This window comes from Aphanothece sacrum FPU1 (assembly GCF_003864295.1).
GTDB lineage: Bacteria > Cyanobacteriota > Cyanobacteriia > Cyanobacteriales > Microcystaceae > Aphanothece_B > Aphanothece_B sacrum.
Map to the genome: position 1 here is coordinate 176,169 of NZ_BDQK01000005.1, position 20,800 is coordinate 196,968.

Sequence of the window (20,800 nt, forward strand, 5' to 3'; positions counted from 1 at the left end):
AATTAATTACATAAAATTTGTAGTAGGGGCGGGTTTTTCTTAACCCGCCGGAGGTTTTTTTACATAAATCAATGATTCTCACCAAAAAACTAGATCAACCCGCCCCGTTTTTTTACTATATTATACAAGTGAGGTACATAATTTTCTTATTTTAGGGAAAAAGAGGATAATAAGCACTTATTGAGCAAGAAACCCTCCATCGATCGCAATATTTTCTCCAGTAATAAAAGAGGCTTTATCAGAGCAGAGAAAGACGACCATATTAGCCACTTCTTCAACTTTTCCAACTCTTTTCATAGGATGTTTAGCGATAAATTCTTGATAAAAAGGAAAGGCTAACATTGGACGAGACATTTCTGTTTCAATCACACCAGGAGACACGGCATTAATGCGAATATTGGCGGTGGCAAATTCTAAGGCGGCCGACTTAGTTAATCCTAATACAGCGTGTTTACTAGCTGTATATAATAGACAAACTGGTGCTAATCCCACAACTCCCAAAATAGAGGAACAATTAACAATTGCCCCACCTCCATTTTTTAACATTTGAGCGACTTGATATTTGAGACAAAGAAAGACTCCTTTAACATTGAGATCAAAGACTTTATAATAGTTTTCTTCGGTTTCTTCTAGTAGAGGATTCCCCACAGCAACCCCTGCATTATTAAAGGCACAATCTAATCTACCATAGTGGAAAACTGTTTGCTCAATTAAGGCTTTGATTTGTGCTTCTTGAGTAATATCTGTGGCAATAAAAATTCCTTCTCCTCCTATTTCTTTAATTAATTTAATCGTTTCTTCGCCTTCTTGAATACGACGGGCAGCAACTACAACTTTAGCCCCTTGTTGAGCAAAAGCAAGGGCAGTTGCTCGGCCAATTCCTGAACTTCCTCCGGTGACTAAAGCGACTTTATTTTCTAGATCTTTCATCATTAGGTAATATGAAATTGCTAAAGGTTTTGTATCAATAATAGGGGGTGTAAGTAGTTGGACATAAATAAACAATACTATGTTAAGAAATGTAACTAGGTTGTAACCCCTCTCCGGCGCTCCGGCGCTCCCCTGCTCACTTCACCGTAACGTTTATTTTTGTCCAGTTACTTAGGGCGGGTTTTTCACACAATTACCTGATTCTCTAAAGTATGCTAGATAAACCCGCCCCTACGGTGGAAATTCTAAAGAAAGTTCTCCCATTAGCCCTTTACGAAAATCATTTAATAATTGCATAGCTGCTCTTTCTTTATCTCCTTTATAACGATTATTTCCTAATGTGTGAATATATTGTTCTCCTGTTATTTCAATAGGATCAAGTTGATAACGAGATAAGAAAATTTCTTCATAATTTAACTCTACTAATAAATCAATTAAAGCGGCTGCAATTTGTTGATTATCATAGGCAGCTTCCCCAATATCTTCACAAATAGCTAATTTTATCGCATCTTTTTGATTATGAAGTTTAATGGGAATTACTCCAGGAGCATCTAATAATTGGATATGATCAGATATGCGTACCCATTTGAGTTGACGAGTCACCCCTGCTCGTCTGGCACTTTCTACGACTTTACGCCCCAATAAACGGTTAATTAAGGCTGATTTTCCTACATTAGGAAATCCTATCACCACAGCACGTACCGGACGAGACAGCATTCCGCGATCGCTTCGTCGTTGGTTGATGGATATTCCAGTTTCTTGAGCAGCTTTTTCAATAGCTTTGACCCCTTTTCCCTGTTTAGCATCAGTAAAATAGGGGTTTTCGCCTTGTGCTTTAAACCAAGCTAACCAGTCTTTACGGGCCGACTCGGAAATCATATCTACACGGTTAATCACCAAAATTCGGGGTTTACTACCTATCCATTGGGGAACATCGGGATGATGGGAGGCTAAAGGAATACGCGCGTCAATCACTTCTAATACTACATCAACTCGGTTTAATTGTTCTTTGAGTTGTCGTTCTGCTTTGGCAATATGGCCAGGATACCATTGAATTATGGGCATAGATTATTTAATAATTAATATTATACTTTTTTATTGTTTATACCAAGTTTTTAGCCATTGTTTCATTTGTTCAATTTCTTTTTGTTGTGAACTAATAATCTCATTAGCTAATTGTTTAATTTCAGTCCGTTTAGATTTGTTTAAGGCATCTTTAGCCATTGCTACAGCCCCTTCATGATGAATAATCATGCCATCCATAAAGCGTAAATCAAACTTATCATCATCCGCACCAAGAGATTCAACCATAGCCATGCTTTTTTCTTGTTCTTTGGTCATAGCTATTATCGGTTGAATCTCACTCCCATAAACGACAGGTTCCTTACTGGCTTTAGGATACCAAACTTGCCGCCATTTTTGCAACAAATCTTTTTCTTCTCGCTGTTGAGCAACAATAATATTACGTGCTAAACTCTTGATTTCAGGACGTTGAGATTTTTCAGAGGCTTCTTTTGCCATGGCGATCGCTCCAGCATGATGCAGCCTCATGGCATCAATAAACCGTAAGTCGTAGTATTCATCATTTGGCCCTAAACTCATATTACTACCATGATTCATGCTTTCATGGTTCATCTGTTGGTTATTACTACCATTTGTTGTGGTTTTTGAGGTTTGAATATCTTTTTGGGAACTTGTCGCACAGGAAGTTAACCCAACGCTTGTTAAAGAGACAAGTGCGATCAATGTTAATGCTAAAAATTTTGTTTTGTCAGATACGGGTTTCATAAATTTCACACTTAATATGAGAATTACATATTTTCTATTTTAATTCATTTTTAAAAGTTGAGTCAAGATGGTTCTACCCGACAAGTTATGGTAAATTATTATAAATAATAGACTTTAATGCTAAAGAGTAGGGGTCAACTAAAGACTAGGGGTCAACGGCCGTTGACCCCTACTACAAAACAAATAAAGGTTGCCTACCCAACCTAGAAATTAGTCCGCGAAGGTGGACTTCGTTTTTATAGCACAAGGCTTTAGCCTTTTATTAATTATTAGTTTAGTATGGTATGGTATTCCTAATTTCTTATATATTTTTGTCTTTTAATCTTATGAAATTACCCCATCAACGATGGTCTATTGCTTCTCCTGATCTGACAAAAGTTAATCAATTAGTACAAGAAACTGGTTTATCTTCTCTCCTGGCTCAAGTAATTATTAACCGAGGAATTGATACTCCTAATTTAACTCAAGTTTATCTTAATCCTGAATCTCAGATTTTGCCTTCTCCTTTAGATGAATTTCCTGATTTATTTATTAGCATTGATTTATTAAAAAATGCGATTGAAACGGGAGAAAAAATTGCTATTTGTGGAGATTATGACGCGGATGGTATGACCAGTACCGCACTATTATTAAGGGCTTTAAAGCATTTAGGAGCAGATGTTTATTATGAAATTCCTAGTCGTATGAAAGACGGTTACGGAATTAATACTAGAATTGTGGAAGGATTTGCTCAAGATGGGGTAGGACTTATTTTAACAGTTGATAATGGTATTGCTGCTTATGAACCCATTGAAAGAGCAATAGAATTAGGATTAAATGTTATTATTACTGATCATCATGATCTACCAGAAAAATTACCCCCTGCTGATGCTATTTTGAATCCTAAATTATTACCAGAAAATTCTCCTTATCGGGGCTTAGCTGGGGTAGGAGTGGCTTATATTTTAGCGGTAACAACTGCTCAAAGTTTAGGAAAAATACAAGGAATTACCACACCTTTATTAGAACTTTTTACTCTAGGAACAATTGCCGATTTAGCCCCGTTAGTAGGGGTTAATCGTCGTTGGTTAAAACGAGGTTTGCGTCAATTGCCTAATTCTCAATTACCTGGAATTCAAGCATTAATGCAGGTAGGGGGAGTTAGTGAAGAACAAAAACAATTAAAACCTGATGATATTGGATTTAGATTAGGGCCAAGAATTAATGCAGTGGGGCGTATTGGTGATCCTCAAATTGCCATTGAATTATTAACAACTGATGATTTAGGTATTGCATTAGACAGGGCCATGCAATGTGAACAAATTAATGCTAAACGTAAAGCCATGTGTGAACAAATTGAATTAGAAGCCATTTATTTAGTTGAAACTAAGCCTATTCTTTGGCAAAAAGCTAGAGTTTTAGTGATTATTAGCTCTCAATGGCATCATGGGGTTATTGGTATTGTAGCTTCTCGTTTAGTAGAACGTTATGGGGTTCCTGTGTTTATTGGAAGCTACGAAGAAGATGTTAGTAAAATTAGAGGTTCTGCGCGAGGAATTGAAGAATTTAATGTGTTTGAAGCGTTACAATTTTGTGATGATTTATTAGGCAAATATGGGGGACATAAAGCAGCGGGTGGGTTTAGTTTATTAGCTAATAATTTAGAGATATTTGAGCAAAGATTAAGTGAATTTGCTCATCAATCTTTAGAACCTGAACATCTTAAACCTTTAGTTAAAATTGATGCTCAGGCAGATTTTCAAGAATTAACACCCAATCTTTATCAACATATTGACGGGTTACAACCTTGGGGAATAGGTAATGATTTTCCTGTTTTTTGGACACCTAATGTTAAAATTGTAGAACAAAGAATTGTCGGCAAAAATCACCTAAAGTTAGTGCTTTCTCAAGATAATAATGAACCGTTAATAAAGGCTGTTGCTTGGCGTTGTGGTGACTATTTTCCTTTATCTCAACGACTTGATTTAGCTTATAAACTGAAAGAAAATAGTTGGAATGGGGAGACAAATATAGAATTAGAGATTGTGGGGATGCGTTTACCTTTGTCTTCCATCAATCTTAAACCAGGAATGTTTTACTATCAAGGAAAAACTTACACTTGTAACTTTGTTAAAAATGAAAATGAATTAAGAATTAGAAATGAAGGAGGGAAAGTATTAGCCATTAAACAAGGGCAACGAATGGGATTATTAGGAATAAGTCGAGAAACCGCCAAACAAGTTGATGTTACTCAACCTCCCTATTATAATTTAATTAAAGTAGCAATGGAATTTTTAGGGATTAAATAAAAATAGGGTAGGGGTCAACGGCCGTTGACCCCTACTAAGGTAATTAAACTAAATTTAAATTTGTCATTAATAGTTGTAGAAAAAACATGAATAATTCTCTTTGGTTATTAAATTCTAATATTACCTTTCTTAATCATGGTTCCTATGGGGCTACTCCTATTCCTGTTTTAAATTATCAAACTTATCTTAGAGAAAAATTAGAACAAGAACCTGTTGATTTTATGGCTCAACAATTAGAACCATTATTAGATGAAGCAAGAGAAAAATTAGCCAATTTTATTAATATTGATTCCCCAAATATTGCTTTTATTCCTAATGCTACTTTTGGAGTTAATACAGTTTTACGTTCTCTTTATTTTAAACCAGGAGACGAAATTTTAATTACCAATCATATCTATAATGCTTGTCTTAATACTGTGGAATTAGTCGCCAAACAAACAGGTGCTAAAGTTATTATTGCTTCTATTCCCTTTCCTTTAACTTCATTAGAGCAAATTATAAATCCTATTTTAGATAAGGTTTCTTCTCGCACAAAAATAACATTAATTGATCATATTACTAGCCAAACAGCGTTAATTTTTCCCCTTGAATATTTAGTCAAAGAATTGAGTCAAAGAGGAGTAGAAACCTTAATAGATGGAGCGCACGCACCAGGTTTTTTACCCCTTAATCTTCGTAAAATAGGGGCAACTTATTATACCGGAAATTGTCATAAATGGTTATGTGCGCCCAAAGGAGCAGCCTTTCTCTATGTTAGACCCGATAAACAATCCCAAATACGCCCTTTAATTATTAGTCATGGGGCCAATTCTACTCGTAGCGATCGCTCTCGTTTTCTGTTAGAATTCGATTGGATGGGAACTAATGATTATACCCCTTATTTATGTATTCCTAAAGCCATAGAAGTGATGGGAAACTTATTCAATAATGGGTGGTTAGGGTTATGGGAAAATAATCATCTTTTAGCCCGTCAAGGACGAGATATAATCTGTGAAAGATTGAATATTTGTCTACCATGTCCCGATGAAATGATAGGTTCTATGGCTTCTATTCCCTTGCCAAAATTATCTGTATCAGGAGACAAATTATATCATGATTTAAGAGAAGAATTTAAGATACAAATTCCGATTATTCCTTGGGGAAACGAGCAATATTTAGTCAGAATTTCTGCTCAGTTTTATAATAATTTGGAGCAGTATGAATATTTAATCGATGTATTAAGTCGTTATTGTTAGATATCAGGGCTTAATGGTATTAAGCCCCTACTTTAAATCCTATAGGGGCCAATGGCCATTGGCCCCTACTAATTGTTAACTAATGGCACAACCTTTTAAGATCAAACCAAACCGTCTTAACATAATTTTTAACAAAAAAGAGTAGGGTAACATTGACAGTAATTCCTTAACTAATGAACTGTTTAAACATGAAAAAACTGACAGTATTTCAGCTTTTTATTATTTTTATTTACTTTGACTAGCCCGACGTTTATGATCAGTAATAAAAGATTCTACAAGATTCACATCTTCTTTAGAACCAATAATTAAAGGACTTCTCGCATGAAGCTTATTCGGGACAATATCTAAGATATCAATAGTCCCATCACTTGCTTTTCCTCCTGCTTGTTCGACTAAGAAAGCTAGGGGTGCAGTTTCATAAATAAGACGTAATTTTCCTTCAGGTTTTTTAACCGTTCCTGGGTAAAGAAATACACCTCCCTGCATTAAAATTCGGTGCATATCTCCCACTAAAGCACCACTATAACGGGCAGTATAACCTTCATGACGATGGACATAACGAGTGTAATCTCGAATAGCTTCATCCCACTGCCAAAAATTACCTTCATTGGTACTATAAACTGGCCCATGATCAGGAATTTTAATATTTTCTTGGGCGAGAATAAATTCCCCTAAACTTGGATCAAGTAAAAAAGAATGAACCCCATGACCAATAGAATAAACTAAAATAGTAGAGGGGCCATATAAAATATAACCAGCCGCAAGTTGTTCTCGTCCATTTGTTAATAAATCTGTGCCTTCTCCATCTAAATCTTCTCCTGTTTGTTGACGAATTGCGAAGATTGAGCCAACATTCATATTAATATCAACATTGGATGATCCATCAATAGGATCATAGAGCAAAGTATAACGACCAATAGGACAATTTTCAGGGATATAATATGGTTTCTCCATCTCCTCAGAAGCAAGACGACAAACTAACCCACTTTGCTTAAAAACAGAGATAAATACATCATTAGCAAAGATATCCATCTTTTTGACAGATTCCCCTTGCACATTAGTTTCCCCGGTAAATCCTAATACATCTGCCATTAACCCGGCCCGACTGAGACGACGGGCGATTAATTTGCCTGCTAAGGCAATTCGAGTCATAATGGCACTGAGATCCTGTGCTTCAGGGGAAAAGCTTTGAAGTTGTTGTAAAATGTGTCGAGAAAGAGTGGTACAGTCCCGATCAAGACTATGTTCTGGAATGATGATGGTCATAATGAAGTTCCTTGGACGCGACTGCACAGCAGTTAACAGTTAGAAGTTCCTTCGGCGCGATTGCACAGAAGTTTGACTTCATTGATATTATTACTGATCTTAATCAATAATTTTCCTAAACCCCCATAATTTTAGACTAGCTTTAGCTTATGTTCAAAAAATCAGGACGCTGTTTTATTTAGCATTACTATATTAATTATTACCATGACAAAAAAAACTCCGGTACAAACCGGAGTCATGACAGGAATTATCAAGAATTAACTAATCACTAACCTAGATTAATTTTGACAACTTTATTCTTTTCTTCTTCTGCTTTAGGTAAAGTTAAGGTAAGAATACCCTCTTGATAATTTGCCGTAACATTATTATTATTGACTAAAGCCGGTAAGGCAATAGAACGAGAGAATTTCCCGTAACGAAATTCAGTACGAGTCACTCCATTTTCTTCTGATTTCGTTTCTTGTTTGCGTTCACCACTGATATAAACGGCTTCTTTGGTTACTTGAATATCCAAATCTTCTGATTTCATTCCGGGAAGTTCTAATTTAAGTAGAATGGAATCATCAGTTTCCGAAAGTTCAGCCGATGGAACATATGTTAGATCTTTAAGTTCTTGGCCTAAATTAGTTAACAACCCATCATCAAATAGTTGATTAAGTTGACGTTGAAGTGTGTTCATTTCTTTCCAAGGATTATAACGAACTAATGACATGATTCTTATCTCCTTATCTTCCAACTTGTTAATGTTGTCTCTGATTGATTTCATCCTAACGTCATAAAATAGGTAAGACAAGACGGGTTTTTCGACAAAAAATGGTGTAGTTTACTCCCTAAAAAATAGAGAGATTAATCAGTGAAGAAAACCGTAAATTTAGGTTCGGTTGTCCACCTAGAAGTAATTGGGAATTGGGAATTTCTCACACATTATTGAGGATTGCTAAAAAATTATATATTAACAAACAAGTAAGCCCGTGAAGGCGGGCTTTGTTTTAGTAGCTAAACCTTTCAAGGTGTTAGCTTTCGATGGGTCAGCATCTGATTACAGGAAGTTTAAAGTATAATCCTATTGAATTTCTTCAACTGCACGGTGTAACATCTTATCTTCTACGACAGAAAACTTTAAATAGCTAGATCCCATCGTTCAAATGTTAACCGTTAAATCCCACAGGGCATAATGATATTATACCCCAACAAAAAATTTCAAAGGGGTAAGTAACTGGACAAAAATAAACGTTACGGTGAAGTGAGCAGGGGAGCGCCGGAGCGCCGGAGAGGGGTTACAACCTAGTTACATTTCTTAACATAGTATTGTTTATTTATGTCCGACTACTTAAACAGAATTATAAAACCCTATATTAGTTTTTAAAAACCATATGGAGGTTTAAGAACGCGATCGCTATTTTTCAGCAATTGTACTCTGATTTTAAAGCTTGAATGGCTGTCTGTAAAATAGGAATGTCTTCCCTACAGGTTTGAAAAATAACTTCAGGTTGAATTTGGAAATAGGTATGACTGAGAATATCACGAATCCCTTTTGCGCCGCGCCAGTCAACATTAGGAAAGCGTTCAAATTGAGAAGGCGAAATTTTTTTTTCAAGCTTTTTTATACTTTCACCAATTGCAATTAACATCATGGAGATCGCATCAAGTCGCATCTGATTATCATAATTTTTAGTGAAATCTATCGGGCTTTGGATGGGAGCAAAATAATAAAAAATCCTAGAAATTCCCTCATCAATTTGATCGAAAATTTCGTAAATGAGAGCATAATCTTTATCGCTCATATTATGATCGTCTCCTGTTTTAAACGCTCACGAAAAAACGGTCTAAACGATTGACTTTCATGAACAATATCTACATTGCAATCTAAAAGAGTCATTAATTCTTCTCGCAAATGAGTAAGTATAAATAAGCTTGGTTTGTTCAGTTTAACGATAATATCAACATCACTATCATCCCTAGCCTCATTTCGAGCGACAGAACCAAAAATTCCTAAAGAAATTACCCCATACTGCTCAAATAAATCTGCTTTATGTTGTTGTAGTATGGCTAATACTTGATCTCGCCGTGAACAATTCATAATATTGATTTAATCTTTTTAATATTGCAAGAAAACATAAAATCATGAATTATGAATTATAAATATTGTAGGGGCATGGCATTAACAAATCAGGGAACCCACAAATAAATTATAAACTGCCATGCTCAACTCTTAACAAAATGACAGTCAAAAAAATTATGAATTATAGCGATCAAATACAGATATTAGGTAGACTGGTAGAGGAAACCGTTTTATCAGTAATTCGGTGATAGATGTGCTAACTCATTGATGAGGGAGTGCTTATTGATTCCGAAGTTTCCCTCATGTCCCAAATTTCATCTAGACAGATTACCCATAAACTATGATATCAACAGAGCTAAAAACAGCCAACTCAGGAAAGGATTATATTCCCGAAATTATCCCCGGACAAAAACAGAGATCGCCCAATCAATCTCTATTACCTCTGAGTGCCAGCATTAACAAAAATGACTGTTTAGAAATCGGTGGATGTGATTTAAAGACCTTAGTAGAACAATTTGGTTCCCCCCTCTACATCCTAGATGAATTTACCCTACGCACCGCCTGTAGTCAATATCGAGAAGCTTTTAATACTTACTATCCAGGCATTTCTCAAGTTATTTACGCCTCAAAAGCTTGGAGTTGTTTAGCGGTTGTTAGTATTGTAGCTAGTGAACAATTAGGCTTTGATGTGGTATCAGCCGGAGAACTTCATACCACTGTAACCGCCTTAGAAAAAATGGGCTACTCCCCCGAAAAAATAGCCAATCAAATCTATTTTCATGGCAATAACAAATCCGTCGAAGAACTTCAATTAGCCATCGCAATAAAATGTACTATTATCGTCGATAATTGGTTAGAATTAGAAACCCTAGTTAAATTAGGTAATCTCAATCCCAATAATCCCATCCCCATTCTTCTAAGATTAACCCCAGGCATCGAATGTCATACACACGAATACATTCGCACGGGACACTTAGATAGTAAATTTGGCTTTGATCCCCATCAAATTGAAGCCGTTTTTACCTATGTTAGTCAACAAAAAGCTCTCAATTGTAGAGGATTACACGCTCATATTGGTTCCCAAATATTTGAACGTCAACCTCATCAAGATTTAGCAGATGTCCTAGTCAAATGGATAAAAAAAGGACAAACTTACGGACTAAACCTAGAAGAATTAAATATTGGCGGAGGTTTAGGTATTCGTTATACTCAAAGTGATGATCCCCCCAGTATCGAAGAATGGGTTAAAGCCGTCAGTCAAGCTGTTACCAAAGCTTGTCTTGCCGAAAATATTCCCTTACCCAAACTCATCGCCGAACCAGGGCGATCGCTGATTGGTTCGGCTTGTGTTACAGCTTATACCATAGGCAGTCGGAAAGAAATACCAGAAATACGGACTTATCTAGCAGTTGATGGAGGAATGTCAGATAATCCCCGTCCTATCACCTATCAATCCCTTTATCGGACGATTATTGCCAATCGGATGTCAACCCCCTTAACAGAAACTGTCACCGTCGCTGGTAAACATTGCGAATCAGGGGATATCCTAATAAAAGATGCCCAGTTGCCTCAAACACAACCAGGGGATATTCTAGTAGTGATGGGGACAGGAGCCTACAACTATAGTATGGCTTCTAATTACAATCGTTTGCCGCGGCCGGCGGCCGTCTTAGTCCAAGACGGAGAAGCCAATCTAATCGTGCAACGAGAAACCATTAACGATCTTATTCGACAAGATCGTCTACCTGACAGGCTTTTAGCTTAGCTGAATGCCTAATTGTTCTTATTGTCTTGAGTGATCTTTCATCTTGTCGTCCTCCATCATGTCGGGTGAGCCTCCTGACCATCGCTGGATGCCCTCAGAATTGATCCATAACAGTCTTGACATTGGTTTAGTGCTGTTATTAACCTACTTGATGCTCCTCGCTATTGGGGAGCGTCGTACCCTATGGATGGTTCGGGGGCTAATTATTGTAATGTTGGCAGCAGTGATCAGCGAAAAGCTACAATTAACACTGCTCAATTTTGTGTTGGAAAAATTAGTTTTAGGGGCCGCCGTGGCCATGGCCGTTATTTTTCAAGGAGAATTTAGACGGTTTCTTGAATTGTTGGGTCGTGGACAAATCCTAAAATTGTTTCAGGGGCGACGACCTGCCCCTAAAGTTGATAGTGTGATTGATGAAATTGTCGATGCGGTTAAAGAACTTTCCCAAAACCGAACCGGGGCCCTGATGGTGCTGGAAACTTTTGCCTCTGTTGATGGCCGAGTTTTTGTCAATTCAGGGGTTCCTTTAGATGGGGAAGTATCAAAAGAACTGATTCAGACTATTTTTCAGCCAAAAACTTTACTTCACGATGGAGCAGTTTTTATTCGGGGTTCTCGTATTATCTCGGCTGGGGTCATTTTACCCTTATCCGAACAAACCACCTCCCGTCAGTTGGGAACTAGACATCGGGCCGCTATGGGCATTACCGAAAGAGTGGATAATTGTTTATGTATTATTGTTTCTGAAGAAACGGGTTCGATTTCTTTAGCCGAAAGGGGAGTTCTTGATCGTCCCCTAACTAGCAGTAAACTAAAAGAGTTACTCGAGCAACGATTTTCTCTCCTGGTTGAGCGAGAATCTGTTGCACCAGCTTGGGGTGTCCTCAGCCGTACCATTAGGGGAAAAGTCCGAAATCTATTGCAAAAACGTACTGTTAATGGTTCTTCCTCGAACTCATCAGAAGATAAGAAATGACTGTTAAGCCCATTGTGTTAGACATTTTACCCACTGATCTCGATCACGCCCGTTTGCCTAAACATATCGCGGTGATCATGGATGGCAATGGACGCTGGGCCAAGCGTCGTGGACTGCCTCGTATTATGGGACACCAACGGGGTGTAGATACTCTCAAAGACTTATTGCGTTGTTGTCGAGATTGGGGTATTCCGGCCTTAACGGCTTATGCTTTTTCTACGGAAAATTGGGGCCGCCCTCTCGAAGAAGTGGAATTTCTCATGACTCTGTTTGAGCGGGTCTTGCGTCGTGAATTACGGGAAATGATGGAGGAAAACGTTAGAATTCGTTTTGTGGGCAATTTAGAGGCTTTACCTCCTTCTTTACAAGATGAAATCTCTCGTTCCATGCAGGATACTCAAACTAATACCGGAATTCAGTTTACGGTAGCGACTAATTATGGGGGACGACAAGAAATTATTCAATGTTGTCAGGCGATCGCCACTCAGGTTAAACAAGGTTTAATTAATATTGAAGACATTGATGAATCAGTGTTTGAGGGTTATTTGTATACTACAGGTATTCCTCATCCTGACTTATTAATTCGTACCAGTGGAGAAATGCGGCTCAGTAATTTTTTATTATGGCAATTAGCTTATGCTGAAATTTATGTGACCCAAACTCTTTGGCCAGATTTTAATAGGGAAGAATTTCACCAAGCATTGTTAGCTTATCAACAGCGAGAACGACGCTTCGGTAAAATTTAGCAACATTTCCTTTGGTGAAACGGTCAACTCTGGTTTATAGTAGCGGCAAGTGTTATCTTTTTAAATCGTCATGTTGACTTCTCGCAAGGATCAGAAAAACACCGTAAATGTCACTAAATATCTACCCCAACTCTCGGAAGCTAAACAATTAGAAGCCGAACAAAAGAAAAATGTTCTAATTCTTGTTGAGAACCTAATGGAGCGCGAAGAAGCCACATTTAAGATGATTATTGATTGTCTTTATGATGTTGGTTCCGTTAACTATATTAATAAAAAATTTAAAGTTCGTCCGGTTAATCGCATCATGCGATTGATCGCTCGTTTGTCTAAATCAGGGTTTCGGACTATTGCTTTTTATTGGGTTAAAAAAAATTCTCCTAAGATAATTGTCGATTGGCTGTTATCTAAAGTTAAATTTTAACAAGCAGGAGTTGCCGTAGGGGCGGGTTTTTGACAATGTTAGATAAACTGATTTATGTAAAAAAAACTCCGGCGGGTTTATCTAGTTTTTTTGTGAGAATCATGGATTTATGTAAAAAACCCAGGGCGGGTTAAGAAAAACCCGCCCCTACTACACATATTATGTAATTAATTTTGTCTACTTACTTACTAATTCATAATTCATAATTCATAATTCATAATTCATAATTCATAATTCATAATTCATAATTCATAATTCATAATTCATAATTTATATGTATCAACAAGGAAATCTCATTCAAATAGATATTACTGATCTTAGTAATACGGGGGATGGAGTCGGACGTTTTGAAGGACGAGCCATTTTTGTACCGGATACGGTAACAGGCGATCGCGTTTTGGTGCGTCTACTTCATCTGAAACGTCAATATGCTCACGGGAAATTACATCAATTATTGATTCCTTCTCCCCATCGTCTGCGTCCTAGTTGTATCGTGGCTGATAAGTGTGGAGGATGTCAATGGCAACATATTGATCACAGTTATCAACTAACAATAAAACAACATCATGTCACAGAAGCTTTAGAACATATCGGAGGGTTTATTAATCCTCCTGTTGCCCCTATTATATCTTCTCGTGATGAACTTAACTATCGCAATAAAGCAACTTATCCTTTGGGTTTGTCATCTACCGGAATGGTTCAAACAGGTTATTATCGTCGTCAAAGTCATCAATTAGTTAATATTAATCAATGTCCTATACAAGATAATCGCCTTAATCCTTTATTAGCAGAAATTAAAGGAGATATTCAACAACAAGGCTGGACAATTTATAATGAAACTAAGCATTCTGGACAATTACGCCATCTTTCTCTACGCATTGGACGGCGAACCGGAGAAATGTTATTAACTTTAGTTAGTACAGAAAAAACACTCAAAAATCTAACTCAACAAGCTCAAATATGGTTAGAACGGTATACAAATTTAGTCGGAGTTGCCCTTAATTATCATCCTGAGCGAGGTAATGTCATTTTTGGAGAAGAAACCCTTAATATTGCCGGCCGACCCTATTTAAGAGAGAATTTCGCGGGTCTGGAATTACATTTACGGGGTGATACCTTTTTTCAAGTTAATACAGAAGCAGCAGAAGCTTTATTAAATGGGTTGTTAGCAAGACTCGAATTAACAGGAAAAGAACGGTTAGTGGATGCTTATTGTGGTATTGGAACTTTTAGTTTACCTTTTGCGTCACAGGTCGCAGAGGTTCTGGGGATTGAAATTAACCCTAATTCCATCATCCAAGCTCAAGAGAATGCTCAAATTAATGGGATTAAAAATGTCACTTTTAGACAAGGCAGGGTAGAAACTATTTTACCTCAACTTCCATGGCATCCCGATGTAGTCATTCTTGATCCTCCCCGTAAAGGTTGCGATCGCAAGGTGATTGATACCCTGAGAAACCTTCAACCTACTTACTTAGTGTATATCAGTTGTCAGCCAGCCACCTTAGCACGGGATCTCCAACGACTCTGTAAAGATGGAATTTACCAACTTTTATGGGTACAACCTGCAGATTTCTTTCCTCAAACCGCTCATGTTGAATGTTTAGCCATTCTTAGACATTTAGACATAAATGTGTTATTATAAATAATAGTTGTTTTGACAGGTTTAATTTTTTTTACGCTCATTTTGTCCCAACAAATCAGCATAGCTTAGTTTACTCTAAAAGTCAATTAATCTAAAGATTCAATTAAATGTGGCTTATGAATTTTTTAAGAATCAATCAGACTGAATAATTGCGAAATATATTGTATCCTAATGAGTTCAATGATGAAAAGTCATAGCAAAAAATGATGAATCAAGATCAACGAAAGCAAAAATTTAATTTATTTCTTTTTTTTTATAGTAATCATCAAGCAATATTTATGACCTCTTAAAAATCGTCAAATAAAGAATTTAGCGAGGTCTAGCTGTGCGATGGCTGGCTAAAAAATGAATTTTCATTCCTATTAAACGATTAGTATTAGAGGTAAACCACGTGATTTCTATTTCACTGCCTCCTACGAGAAGAAGCTGGAGTACAATGAGCTTCACTTCCACCCTTTATTTATGTCCTGTACTTGATTTACTGTTAGCAAAGATCCCTTCATATTTAAAGCCAGAAATCAGGTTAGGATTACAAGAAGCTTTAGTTAATGCGGCCAAACATGGTAACAAACTTGATCCAACTAAGTCAATTGTGGTGAAGTTTTCTGTTACTAAAGAGGGATATTCTTGGCTTATTTCTGATGAAGGGGCAGGATTTCCTGAATCCTGTAATTGTAAAGATTGTCCCCCTCATGACTTACCCCCTGAAGAATCTGAACATGGTAGGGGTTTGTGCTTGTTACATGAAATTTTTGATCAAGTCCATTGGGAAAAACAAGGGGCCCAATTAAGACTTTGTAAACAAGTCAAGAAAAACAAGCAGAAACAGGCGTTATTCGCTTGATTTCCCTCAGCCTAAAGGCTGAGGCTATATGGACGAAGCCCGCGAAGGCGGGCTTCGTTTTGATAGCTGCACCTTTAAAGGTGTCAGCGTTTAATGCTGTTTAGTTGAATTACCGTGTCCTGGACAAGGAAGAGGAGAGATAGAACGGTCTAACCAACCTGTAGCCTGATGGAGATGAGGGAGAGCTTCTTGAGGTTGTTCCTTAAGTAAAAATACTAACGCAGCCGCTAATTGTTGTTGCGCTTGTGCTTGGCGATCGCCTTTAAGACTGTGCCACTGATTGGGAGTAATAGTTAGCTTTTCGGCCAAAGCTTGAGCTAAAGCGAGGGGAGTAGCCGATTGTAACTGGTCGGTATTAGATACAGATGAGGTGTTCAACATAGGAGGTAAGATAAAGTGCAAAATCAAACCTTCCTAAATCTACTCAAAGTTGAGCAAACTTAAGTCAGGTATAGTATTACCAGTGAAGATGAAGGTGATAGATGTGCAAAGTACGATTAGAAAATAATCGTACGCCTTGGATTAATTGTTAGTTAGCTTTGGTGAGTTAGGTTGAATAGCTAGATCTAAATTATAGCACAAATAGAAGCGAGGGCTTTTAATATTTTTGTGTGGAACCTGCGTCTGCACCTTGTAAGTCTCGTCCCCGTTTGAACTTCCTTGATTTACGTCAATGACTTTTGTGTAATACTGATTGATGGGGAATAAATAACAACAATTGCCGTCAAAATGTCTCAATCCGAGCCAAATCACCCACCCAGTCAAAATGAGGAATTTGACCATACCCTCAGAGAACTAGAGCGATCGTTAATTGCTCTAAAAACCCGCTACAAAGAAATTCAAGAAGCACAGAAACGTCAAGGCGAACTTGAGCAAAGCTTACAAGACAAACAAGCCACCTATCCCGAATTAGAGCGAGAATTACAAAATATTCAAGATGAATTACAACAATTATCTCTAACATTAGAAAGTAATTTACTCTCGGATGGAGACGTGAAAACTTTATTTTGGGAAGGGGTAAGACGAGGATTATTAGGGGAAATGTTTTGGCAAATTATCCGATTTGGTGGCTTAGGAGTGCTTATCGGCTGGTTATTGAAAACGTGGGCTAATTAGTAAATCAAATGGCTAAATTACCTTCTTTTAACAATCCAAGCTTATTAGACTGTGCCTTGACTCATCGTTCCTATGTCAATGAACACCGAGGGGCCATAGAACATAACGAACGCCTAGAATTCTTAGGAGATGCCGTCTTAGGGTTTGTGGTAGGAGAACTTTTGTATCGGCGTTATCCCGAATTAAGCGAAGCGCAATTAACCCGTTTACGCTCTAGATTAGTCGATGAACCCCAATTAGCCAAATTTGCGGCTCAATTAGGCATTGGGGAGATTATGCACTTAGGACAGGGGGCCATTAAAGATCGGGGACGAGAAAACCCGTCTTTGCTCAGTGATACCTTTGAGGCTATGGTGGGTGCTTATTTTCTTGATTCAGGGATGGAAGCAGTACAGGAATTTGTGCGATCGCTGTTTGAAGACGCAATTAATGATTTAGTTATGCCTGAGTCGAGAGTGGTGTCTGTAACTATTATTGATGTGAAAAACCGTCTACAACAATGGGCCTTAGCCACTCATCAAGAAGTCCCAGAATACTTTTTAATCGGAGAATCAGGACCAGATCACGGTAAAGAATTTACTTTTGGAGTACGCATTAAAGGTCAAGTTTATGGCATAGGAAAAGGCAGACGTAAACAAGATGCCACCAAAATAGCGGCCGAAAATGCCCTCAAACAGTTGGGAGAATTTGTCTGAGAAACGTTAAATTTAAAATAACCAATTGACATCAAGAATTTAAAGGGTATTCATGGCGGATCAATTAATACGGGCCACCGCAGCAGAGGGCGGAATTAGGGCCGTGGGCATTATTTCCACTCGACTGACAGAAGAAGCTAGACAAAGACATAAACTTTCCTATGTCGCTACTGCTGCATTAGGTAGGGCCATGACTTCAGGGTTATTACTCGCTTCTAACATGAAACGAGAAGACTCTCGCGTTAATCTTCGCATTAAAGGCAATGGCCCTCTGGGAGGGTTATTAGTCGATGCGGGGTTAGATGGCACTGTACGGGGTTATGTAGCCCATCCTGATGTGGAATTACCCCCTAATGCTAAGGGTAAACTGGATGTGGGTGGGGCTATTGGTAATGAAGGCTTTCTTTATGTGGTACGAGATGTGGGTTATGGTTATCCCTATTCGAGTACGGTTGAGTTGGTTTCAGGGGAAGTGGGGGAGGATGTGGCCCATTATTTAGCTACTTCTGAACAAACTCCTTCTGCTTTATTGGTGGGGGTATTTGTGGGGGCGCAAGGAGTAACGGCTGCAGGTGGTTTATTATTACAAGTAATGCCCAAAGCTTCTAGAGATGAGGAATTAGTGGCGACTTTAGAATCTCGTGTGGGTGCGCTTTCTGGTTTTACTCCTTTGTTACAAGCGGGCAAAACTTTACCGGAGATTTTTGAGGAATTATTGGGAGATTTAGGATTAGTTATTTTCCCTGAAGTTCAGATGTTACGTTTTGATTGTCGTTGCTCGTTTAGTCGGGTTTTAGGGGCGTTAAAACTGCTCGGAGAAGCTGAGTTACAAGATATGATTGAGAAGGATGATGGGGCGCAAGCGACTTGCGAATTCTGTGGGGAAGTTTATCAAGCCAGTAGTGATCATTTGACTCAATTAATTGACGATTTACGCACTGAATCTGTTTAATAAACATAGCACTATCCCACCCACACCCTGCCAAGGGTGGGGTTAACTGTACAAAGCCTGTCTACACAGGCTAATGTTAATAAAAGTCCGCGCTCGTCGGGCTTTGTTTGTATAGCCACAGGCTTTAGCCTGTCGGCGTTTAGGACTAAGTTGACACTAATAAACGGCCGTTGACCCCTACGTATAATAAAACAGGGGCGGGTTTATTTTATTTTTTGTCAGCATCATGAAATTTTGTCAAAAACCCAGGGCGGGTTTATTTTATTTTTGTCAGCATCATGAAATTTTGTCAAAAACCCGCCCCTACAAAGTGATTTTATTTTCTAATTTTTTGAGTTTACTATTACCAATTCCTTTGACTCTTGTTAAATCTTGTAAGGAGGTAAATGATTTTTCTTGACGTGCTTCAATAATTCTTTGGGCTAGTTTTTCTCCAATTCCAGGTAAGGTCATTAATTGTTCTAAACTAGCAGTATTGACGTTAACTAATTCTTGAGATTTTTCAACTGATACTGGTGCTGAAACCTCCGAACATTTTTCTTGTTCTTGTTTAATTTTTTTGTTAACAAAATCAGGAATACCTAAGATAGCATCCTGATATAATCGCTTAAATTCTCGCAAATAATGAGCAGTGATTGTTGGATTTTTGATAATTAATAAAGTTTCATCGTTTTGAGTATTAGCTGAATTTGACCAATTATGAGAACCTGTAATAATTATATTATCATCAATTATACCAAATTTATGATGCAGTTTATCCCCATCTGGAATATTAGGAATTCCTACCGTATTAATTGCTTTTTGCCAGGGTTTATTATCTAATTCGTATTTACATTTATTGCTTAAAGCTACTCCTAATAAATCTAATGCTTCACTATAATTACGATAAGCAAATTGAGGATCGATCAAGGCTTTTATAGAAACTCCTTGATTGTTTTTTTCTTCAAGAATATTAGCTAATTTTTGCTCACTAAAAACAAATAAGGCTAAGTTAATTGAATTTTTTGCTTGATTTAACGTATTGCCAATCAGTCCATTACTGGTTATTTCCCAATTATTAGTTGCAGAATTAGGAGAAAATTTTACCGTCATTTTTGAGTCGCCAATGGTTAAAGTTTTAGGCGATCGCTGAAGTTTATTGATGCCAAATTTACTGTCTTTTTCGCCTCCGACTCCATCTCCCCACATCTGGTTAAATTCTTTGGTAAAAATATCAGCAAGTGGGGCAGAATTAATTGTTAATAAATTATTAGCATTGCCTCTCGTTTCTGGATTATCAAAATCTCCATGAACATCACTCATGGTAAAGTTAGGTGAACCTGTAATCACTTTTTTTTGATCAATTACCATGAATTTATGGTGCATTAATCCTGTTCCTTTAGAACCATCTTCTGTATCATCAATAATGTTTATTTTTCCCTGTTTTAAAATAAATATAGCATCTCTATCACTAAGTTCTTGTGAGCTTAATTTACCATCTTTATTAACATCAATAAAAGCGAAATAACTCTCATATCTTTCTGCTTCTCTTTCTTCTAAATTATCAAGTTCTGTAGTAGTTAATTGACGAATAGGACTATTATAAGTATTTTCTAAAATTAGTCTAATTTTAACTCCTTCATCTGTCTTTTTAACGATAGCTTTAGCCAAATTTGGCAGACGTAATTCTTGAACAGCTATATCAATCATTGAAGTAGCAGAATTCACATTATCAATGAGAATTTGTTCTAAATTATCACCCCCACGTTTCATCGAGCGATAAGGTTCCGTATAATCAGCCCCTTTTGCCTGATTATGATTAAAATAAACTTGAATAAACGAATCTTGTTCTAATGGGTTGGGACGTTCAATTTGTGCTTGAGTATGACAAGCATTCACACTCCATAATCCCATTAATAATAATACAAAATATATCCACTTTGACCAAGGTTTTCTCATACAATATTCCTCAATACTTGAACTAATTAATTTTTCAGAGGTTAGGATTAGAGAAATTAGATTATTTGACTATTTGAGCTATAATTGTGAGATACTAAAATGATATTTACATCTAGCAAAATTGTCTTGAGAT

20 protein-coding genes are annotated in these 20,800 nt (G+C 37.3%); 11 read left to right on the forward strand and 9 right to left on the reverse strand.

Annotated features, from left to right (window positions below; translation table 11 throughout):
* Positions 1-177: 177 nt before the first annotated feature.
* The 3 genes from AsFPU1_RS06860 to AsFPU1_RS06870 form a co-directional block, all read right to left on the reverse strand.
* Positions 178-933 carry an SDR family oxidoreductase gene (locus AsFPU1_RS06860; RefSeq protein ID WP_227873380.1) on the reverse strand — a complete coding sequence of 252 codons (756 nt, stop codon included), beginning with the start codon at positions 931-933 and terminating at the stop codon, positions 178-180.
* 228 nt (positions 934-1,161) lie between these two features.
* Positions 1,162-1,995, reverse strand: a complete 834-nt coding sequence (ylqF, locus tag AsFPU1_RS06865) for a ribosome biogenesis GTPase YlqF (protein WP_124972019.1) — start codon at positions 1,993-1,995, stop codon at positions 1,162-1,164.
* 30 nt (positions 1,996-2,025) lie between these two features.
* On the reverse strand, positions 2,026-2,718 hold the full coding sequence (locus AsFPU1_RS06870; protein WP_124972017.1) for a DUF305 domain-containing protein: 693 nt from the start codon (positions 2,716-2,718) through the stop codon (positions 2,026-2,028).
* A 326-nt stretch (positions 2,719-3,044) separates the two neighbouring features.
* Here AsFPU1_RS06870 and recJ point away from each other — a divergent pair, with 326 nt between their 5' ends.
* Complete coding sequence (gene recJ / locus AsFPU1_RS06875) at positions 3,045-5,006, forward strand: single-stranded-DNA-specific exonuclease RecJ (protein ID WP_124972015.1); 1,962 nt, start codon at positions 3,045-3,047, stop codon at positions 5,004-5,006.
* An 86-nt stretch (positions 5,007-5,092) separates the two neighbouring features.
* Positions 5,093-6,241, forward strand: coding sequence for an aminotransferase class V-fold PLP-dependent enzyme (locus AsFPU1_RS06880; protein WP_124972013.1), 1,149 nt, complete (start codon positions 5,093-5,095; stop codon positions 6,239-6,241).
* Between the two features lie 225 nt (positions 6,242-6,466).
* Here AsFPU1_RS06880 and fbp read toward each other — a convergent pair whose 3' ends face one another.
* The 4 genes from fbp to AsFPU1_RS06900 all read right to left on the reverse strand — a co-directional run bounded on the left by fbp (position 6,467) and on the right by AsFPU1_RS06900 (position 9,587).
* Positions 6,467-7,507 (reverse strand): class 1 fructose-bisphosphatase, encoded by a 1,041-nt coding sequence (gene fbp, locus AsFPU1_RS06885; RefSeq protein WP_124972011.1) that lies wholly within the window; start codon positions 7,505-7,507, stop codon positions 6,467-6,469.
* Positions 7,508-7,775: 268 nt separating this feature from the next.
* On the reverse strand, positions 7,776-8,219 hold the full coding sequence (locus AsFPU1_RS06890) for an Hsp20/alpha crystallin family protein (protein ID WP_124972009.1): 444 nt from the start codon (positions 8,217-8,219) through the stop codon (positions 7,776-7,778).
* A gap of 691 nt (positions 8,220-8,910) precedes the next feature.
* Positions 8,911-9,291, reverse strand: coding sequence for a HepT-like ribonuclease domain-containing protein (locus AsFPU1_RS06895; RefSeq protein WP_124972007.1), 381 nt, complete (start codon positions 9,289-9,291; stop codon positions 8,911-8,913).
* On the reverse strand, positions 9,288-9,587 hold the full coding sequence (locus AsFPU1_RS06900) for a nucleotidyltransferase family protein (RefSeq protein ID WP_124972005.1): 300 nt from the start codon (positions 9,585-9,587) through the stop codon (positions 9,288-9,290). The genes AsFPU1_RS06895 and AsFPU1_RS06900 overlap by 4 nt, the downstream gene beginning before the upstream one ends.
* Positions 9,588-9,909: 322 nt before the next feature.
* Here AsFPU1_RS06900 and lysA point away from each other — a divergent pair, with 322 nt between their 5' ends.
* The 6 genes from lysA (at position 9,910) to AsFPU1_RS06930 (ending at position 15,966) form a co-directional block, all read left to right on the forward strand.
* Entirely contained in the window at positions 9,910-11,334 is a 1,425-nt protein-coding gene (lysA, locus tag AsFPU1_RS06905) for a diaminopimelate decarboxylase (protein ID WP_124972003.1), read from the forward strand.
* Positions 11,335-11,392: 58 nt separating this feature from the next.
* The gene (gene cdaA, locus AsFPU1_RS06910; protein ID WP_124972001.1) at positions 11,393-12,310 is read left to right on the forward strand and encodes a diadenylate cyclase CdaA; all 918 of its coding nucleotides are present in this window, start codon (positions 11,393-11,395) and stop codon (positions 12,308-12,310) included.
* Entirely contained in the window at positions 12,307-13,056 is a 750-nt protein-coding gene (gene uppS / locus AsFPU1_RS06915) for an undecaprenyl pyrophosphate synthase (protein WP_124971998.1), read from the forward strand. The genes cdaA and uppS overlap by 4 nt, the downstream gene beginning before the upstream one ends.
* Positions 13,057-13,126: 70 nt before the next feature.
* The gene (locus AsFPU1_RS06920) at positions 13,127-13,477 is read left to right on the forward strand and encodes a hypothetical protein (protein ID WP_124971996.1); all 351 of its coding nucleotides are present in this window, start codon (positions 13,127-13,129) and stop codon (positions 13,475-13,477) included.
* 274 nt (positions 13,478-13,751) lie between these two features.
* Positions 13,752-15,122: a 23S rRNA (uracil(1939)-C(5))-methyltransferase RlmD gene (gene rlmD / locus AsFPU1_RS06925; protein ID WP_172957443.1), complete on the forward strand. Its 1,371-nt coding sequence runs from the start codon at positions 13,752-13,754 to the stop codon at positions 15,120-15,122.
* Positions 15,123-15,558: 436 nt separating this feature from the next.
* Positions 15,559-15,966 carry an ATP-binding protein gene (locus AsFPU1_RS06930; protein WP_501162111.1) on the forward strand — a complete coding sequence of 136 codons (408 nt, stop codon included), beginning with the start codon at positions 15,559-15,561 and terminating at the stop codon, positions 15,964-15,966.
* Between the two features lie 90 nt (positions 15,967-16,056).
* Here the strand turns inward: AsFPU1_RS06930 and AsFPU1_RS06935 are convergent, their stop codons facing one another.
* Positions 16,057-16,347 (reverse strand): DUF6439 family protein, encoded by a 291-nt coding sequence (locus tag AsFPU1_RS06935; RefSeq protein ID WP_124971990.1) that lies wholly within the window; start codon positions 16,345-16,347, stop codon positions 16,057-16,059.
* Positions 16,348-16,695: 348 nt separating this feature from the next.
* On the opposite strand from AsFPU1_RS06935, the gene AsFPU1_RS06940 reads away from it, so the two are divergent.
* From AsFPU1_RS06940 to hslO, 3 genes are read left to right on the forward strand one after another with little or no spacing between them, the layout of a single operon-like run.
* Complete coding sequence (locus AsFPU1_RS06940; RefSeq protein WP_124971988.1) at positions 16,696-17,082, forward strand: sll0565 family protein; 387 nt, start codon at positions 16,696-16,698, stop codon at positions 17,080-17,082.
* Between the two features lie 8 nt (positions 17,083-17,090).
* Entirely contained in the window at positions 17,091-17,777 is a 687-nt protein-coding gene (rnc, locus tag AsFPU1_RS06945) for a ribonuclease III (RefSeq protein ID WP_124971986.1), read from the forward strand.
* 52 nt (positions 17,778-17,829) lie between these two features.
* Positions 17,830-18,729, forward strand: coding sequence for an Hsp33 family molecular chaperone HslO (gene hslO / locus AsFPU1_RS06950; RefSeq protein ID WP_124971984.1), 900 nt, complete (start codon positions 17,830-17,832; stop codon positions 18,727-18,729).
* A gap of 303 nt (positions 18,730-19,032) precedes the next feature.
* Here the strand turns inward: hslO and AsFPU1_RS06955 are convergent, their stop codons facing one another.
* On the reverse strand, positions 19,033-20,667 hold the full coding sequence (locus AsFPU1_RS06955) for a DUF655 domain-containing protein (protein ID WP_124971982.1): 1,635 nt from the start codon (positions 20,665-20,667) through the stop codon (positions 19,033-19,035).
* Positions 20,668-20,800: the final 133 nt, after the last annotated feature.

Coding starts and splice junctions, on each gene's coding strand:
- AsFPU1_RS06870 (WP_124972017.1), bottom strand. CDS start 2,718: ATGAAACCCGTATCTGACAAAACAAAATTTTTAGCATTAACATTGATC.
- AsFPU1_RS06930 (WP_501162111.1), top strand. CDS start 15,559: ATGAGCTTCACTTCCACCCTTTATTTATGTCCTGTACTTGATTTACTG.
- fbp (WP_124972011.1), bottom strand. CDS start 7,507: ATGACCATCATCATTCCAGAACATAGTCTTGATCGGGACTGTACCACT.
- rlmD (WP_172957443.1), top strand. CDS start 13,752: ATGTATCAACAAGGAAATCTCATTCAAATAGATATTACTGATCTTAGT.
- AsFPU1_RS06920 (WP_124971996.1), top strand. CDS start 13,127: ATGTTGACTTCTCGCAAGGATCAGAAAAACACCGTAAATGTCACTAAA.
- AsFPU1_RS06955 (WP_124971982.1), bottom strand. CDS start 20,667: ATGAGAAAACCTTGGTCAAAGTGGATATATTTTGTATTATTATTAATG.
- lysA (WP_124972003.1), top strand. CDS start 9,910: ATGATATCAACAGAGCTAAAAACAGCCAACTCAGGAAAGGATTATATT.
- AsFPU1_RS06880 (WP_124972013.1), top strand. CDS start 5,093: ATGAATAATTCTCTTTGGTTATTAAATTCTAATATTACCTTTCTTAAT.
- AsFPU1_RS06890 (WP_124972009.1), bottom strand. CDS start 8,219: ATGTCATTAGTTCGTTATAATCCTTGGAAAGAAATGAACACACTTCAA.
- uppS (WP_124971998.1), top strand. CDS start 12,307: ATGACTGTTAAGCCCATTGTGTTAGACATTTTACCCACTGATCTCGAT.
- hslO (WP_124971984.1), top strand. CDS start 17,830: ATGGCGGATCAATTAATACGGGCCACCGCAGCAGAGGGCGGAATTAGG.
- rnc (WP_124971986.1), top strand. CDS start 17,091: ATGGCTAAATTACCTTCTTTTAACAATCCAAGCTTATTAGACTGTGCC.
- recJ (WP_124972015.1), top strand. CDS start 3,045: ATGAAATTACCCCATCAACGATGGTCTATTGCTTCTCCTGATCTGACA.
- cdaA (WP_124972001.1), top strand. CDS start 11,393: ATGTCGGGTGAGCCTCCTGACCATCGCTGGATGCCCTCAGAATTGATC.
- AsFPU1_RS06895 (WP_124972007.1), bottom strand. CDS start 9,291: ATGAGCGATAAAGATTATGCTCTCATTTACGAAATTTTCGATCAAATT.
- ylqF (WP_124972019.1), bottom strand. CDS start 1,995: ATGCCCATAATTCAATGGTATCCTGGCCATATTGCCAAAGCAGAACGA.
- AsFPU1_RS06935 (WP_124971990.1), bottom strand. CDS start 16,347: ATGTTGAACACCTCATCTGTATCTAATACCGACCAGTTACAATCGGCT.
- AsFPU1_RS06900 (WP_124972005.1), bottom strand. CDS start 9,587: ATGAATTGTTCACGGCGAGATCAAGTATTAGCCATACTACAACAACAT.
- AsFPU1_RS06940 (WP_124971988.1), top strand. CDS start 16,696: ATGTCTCAATCCGAGCCAAATCACCCACCCAGTCAAAATGAGGAATTT.
- AsFPU1_RS06860 (WP_227873380.1), bottom strand. CDS start 933: ATGATGAAAGATCTAGAAAATAAAGTCGCTTTAGTCACCGGAGGAAGT.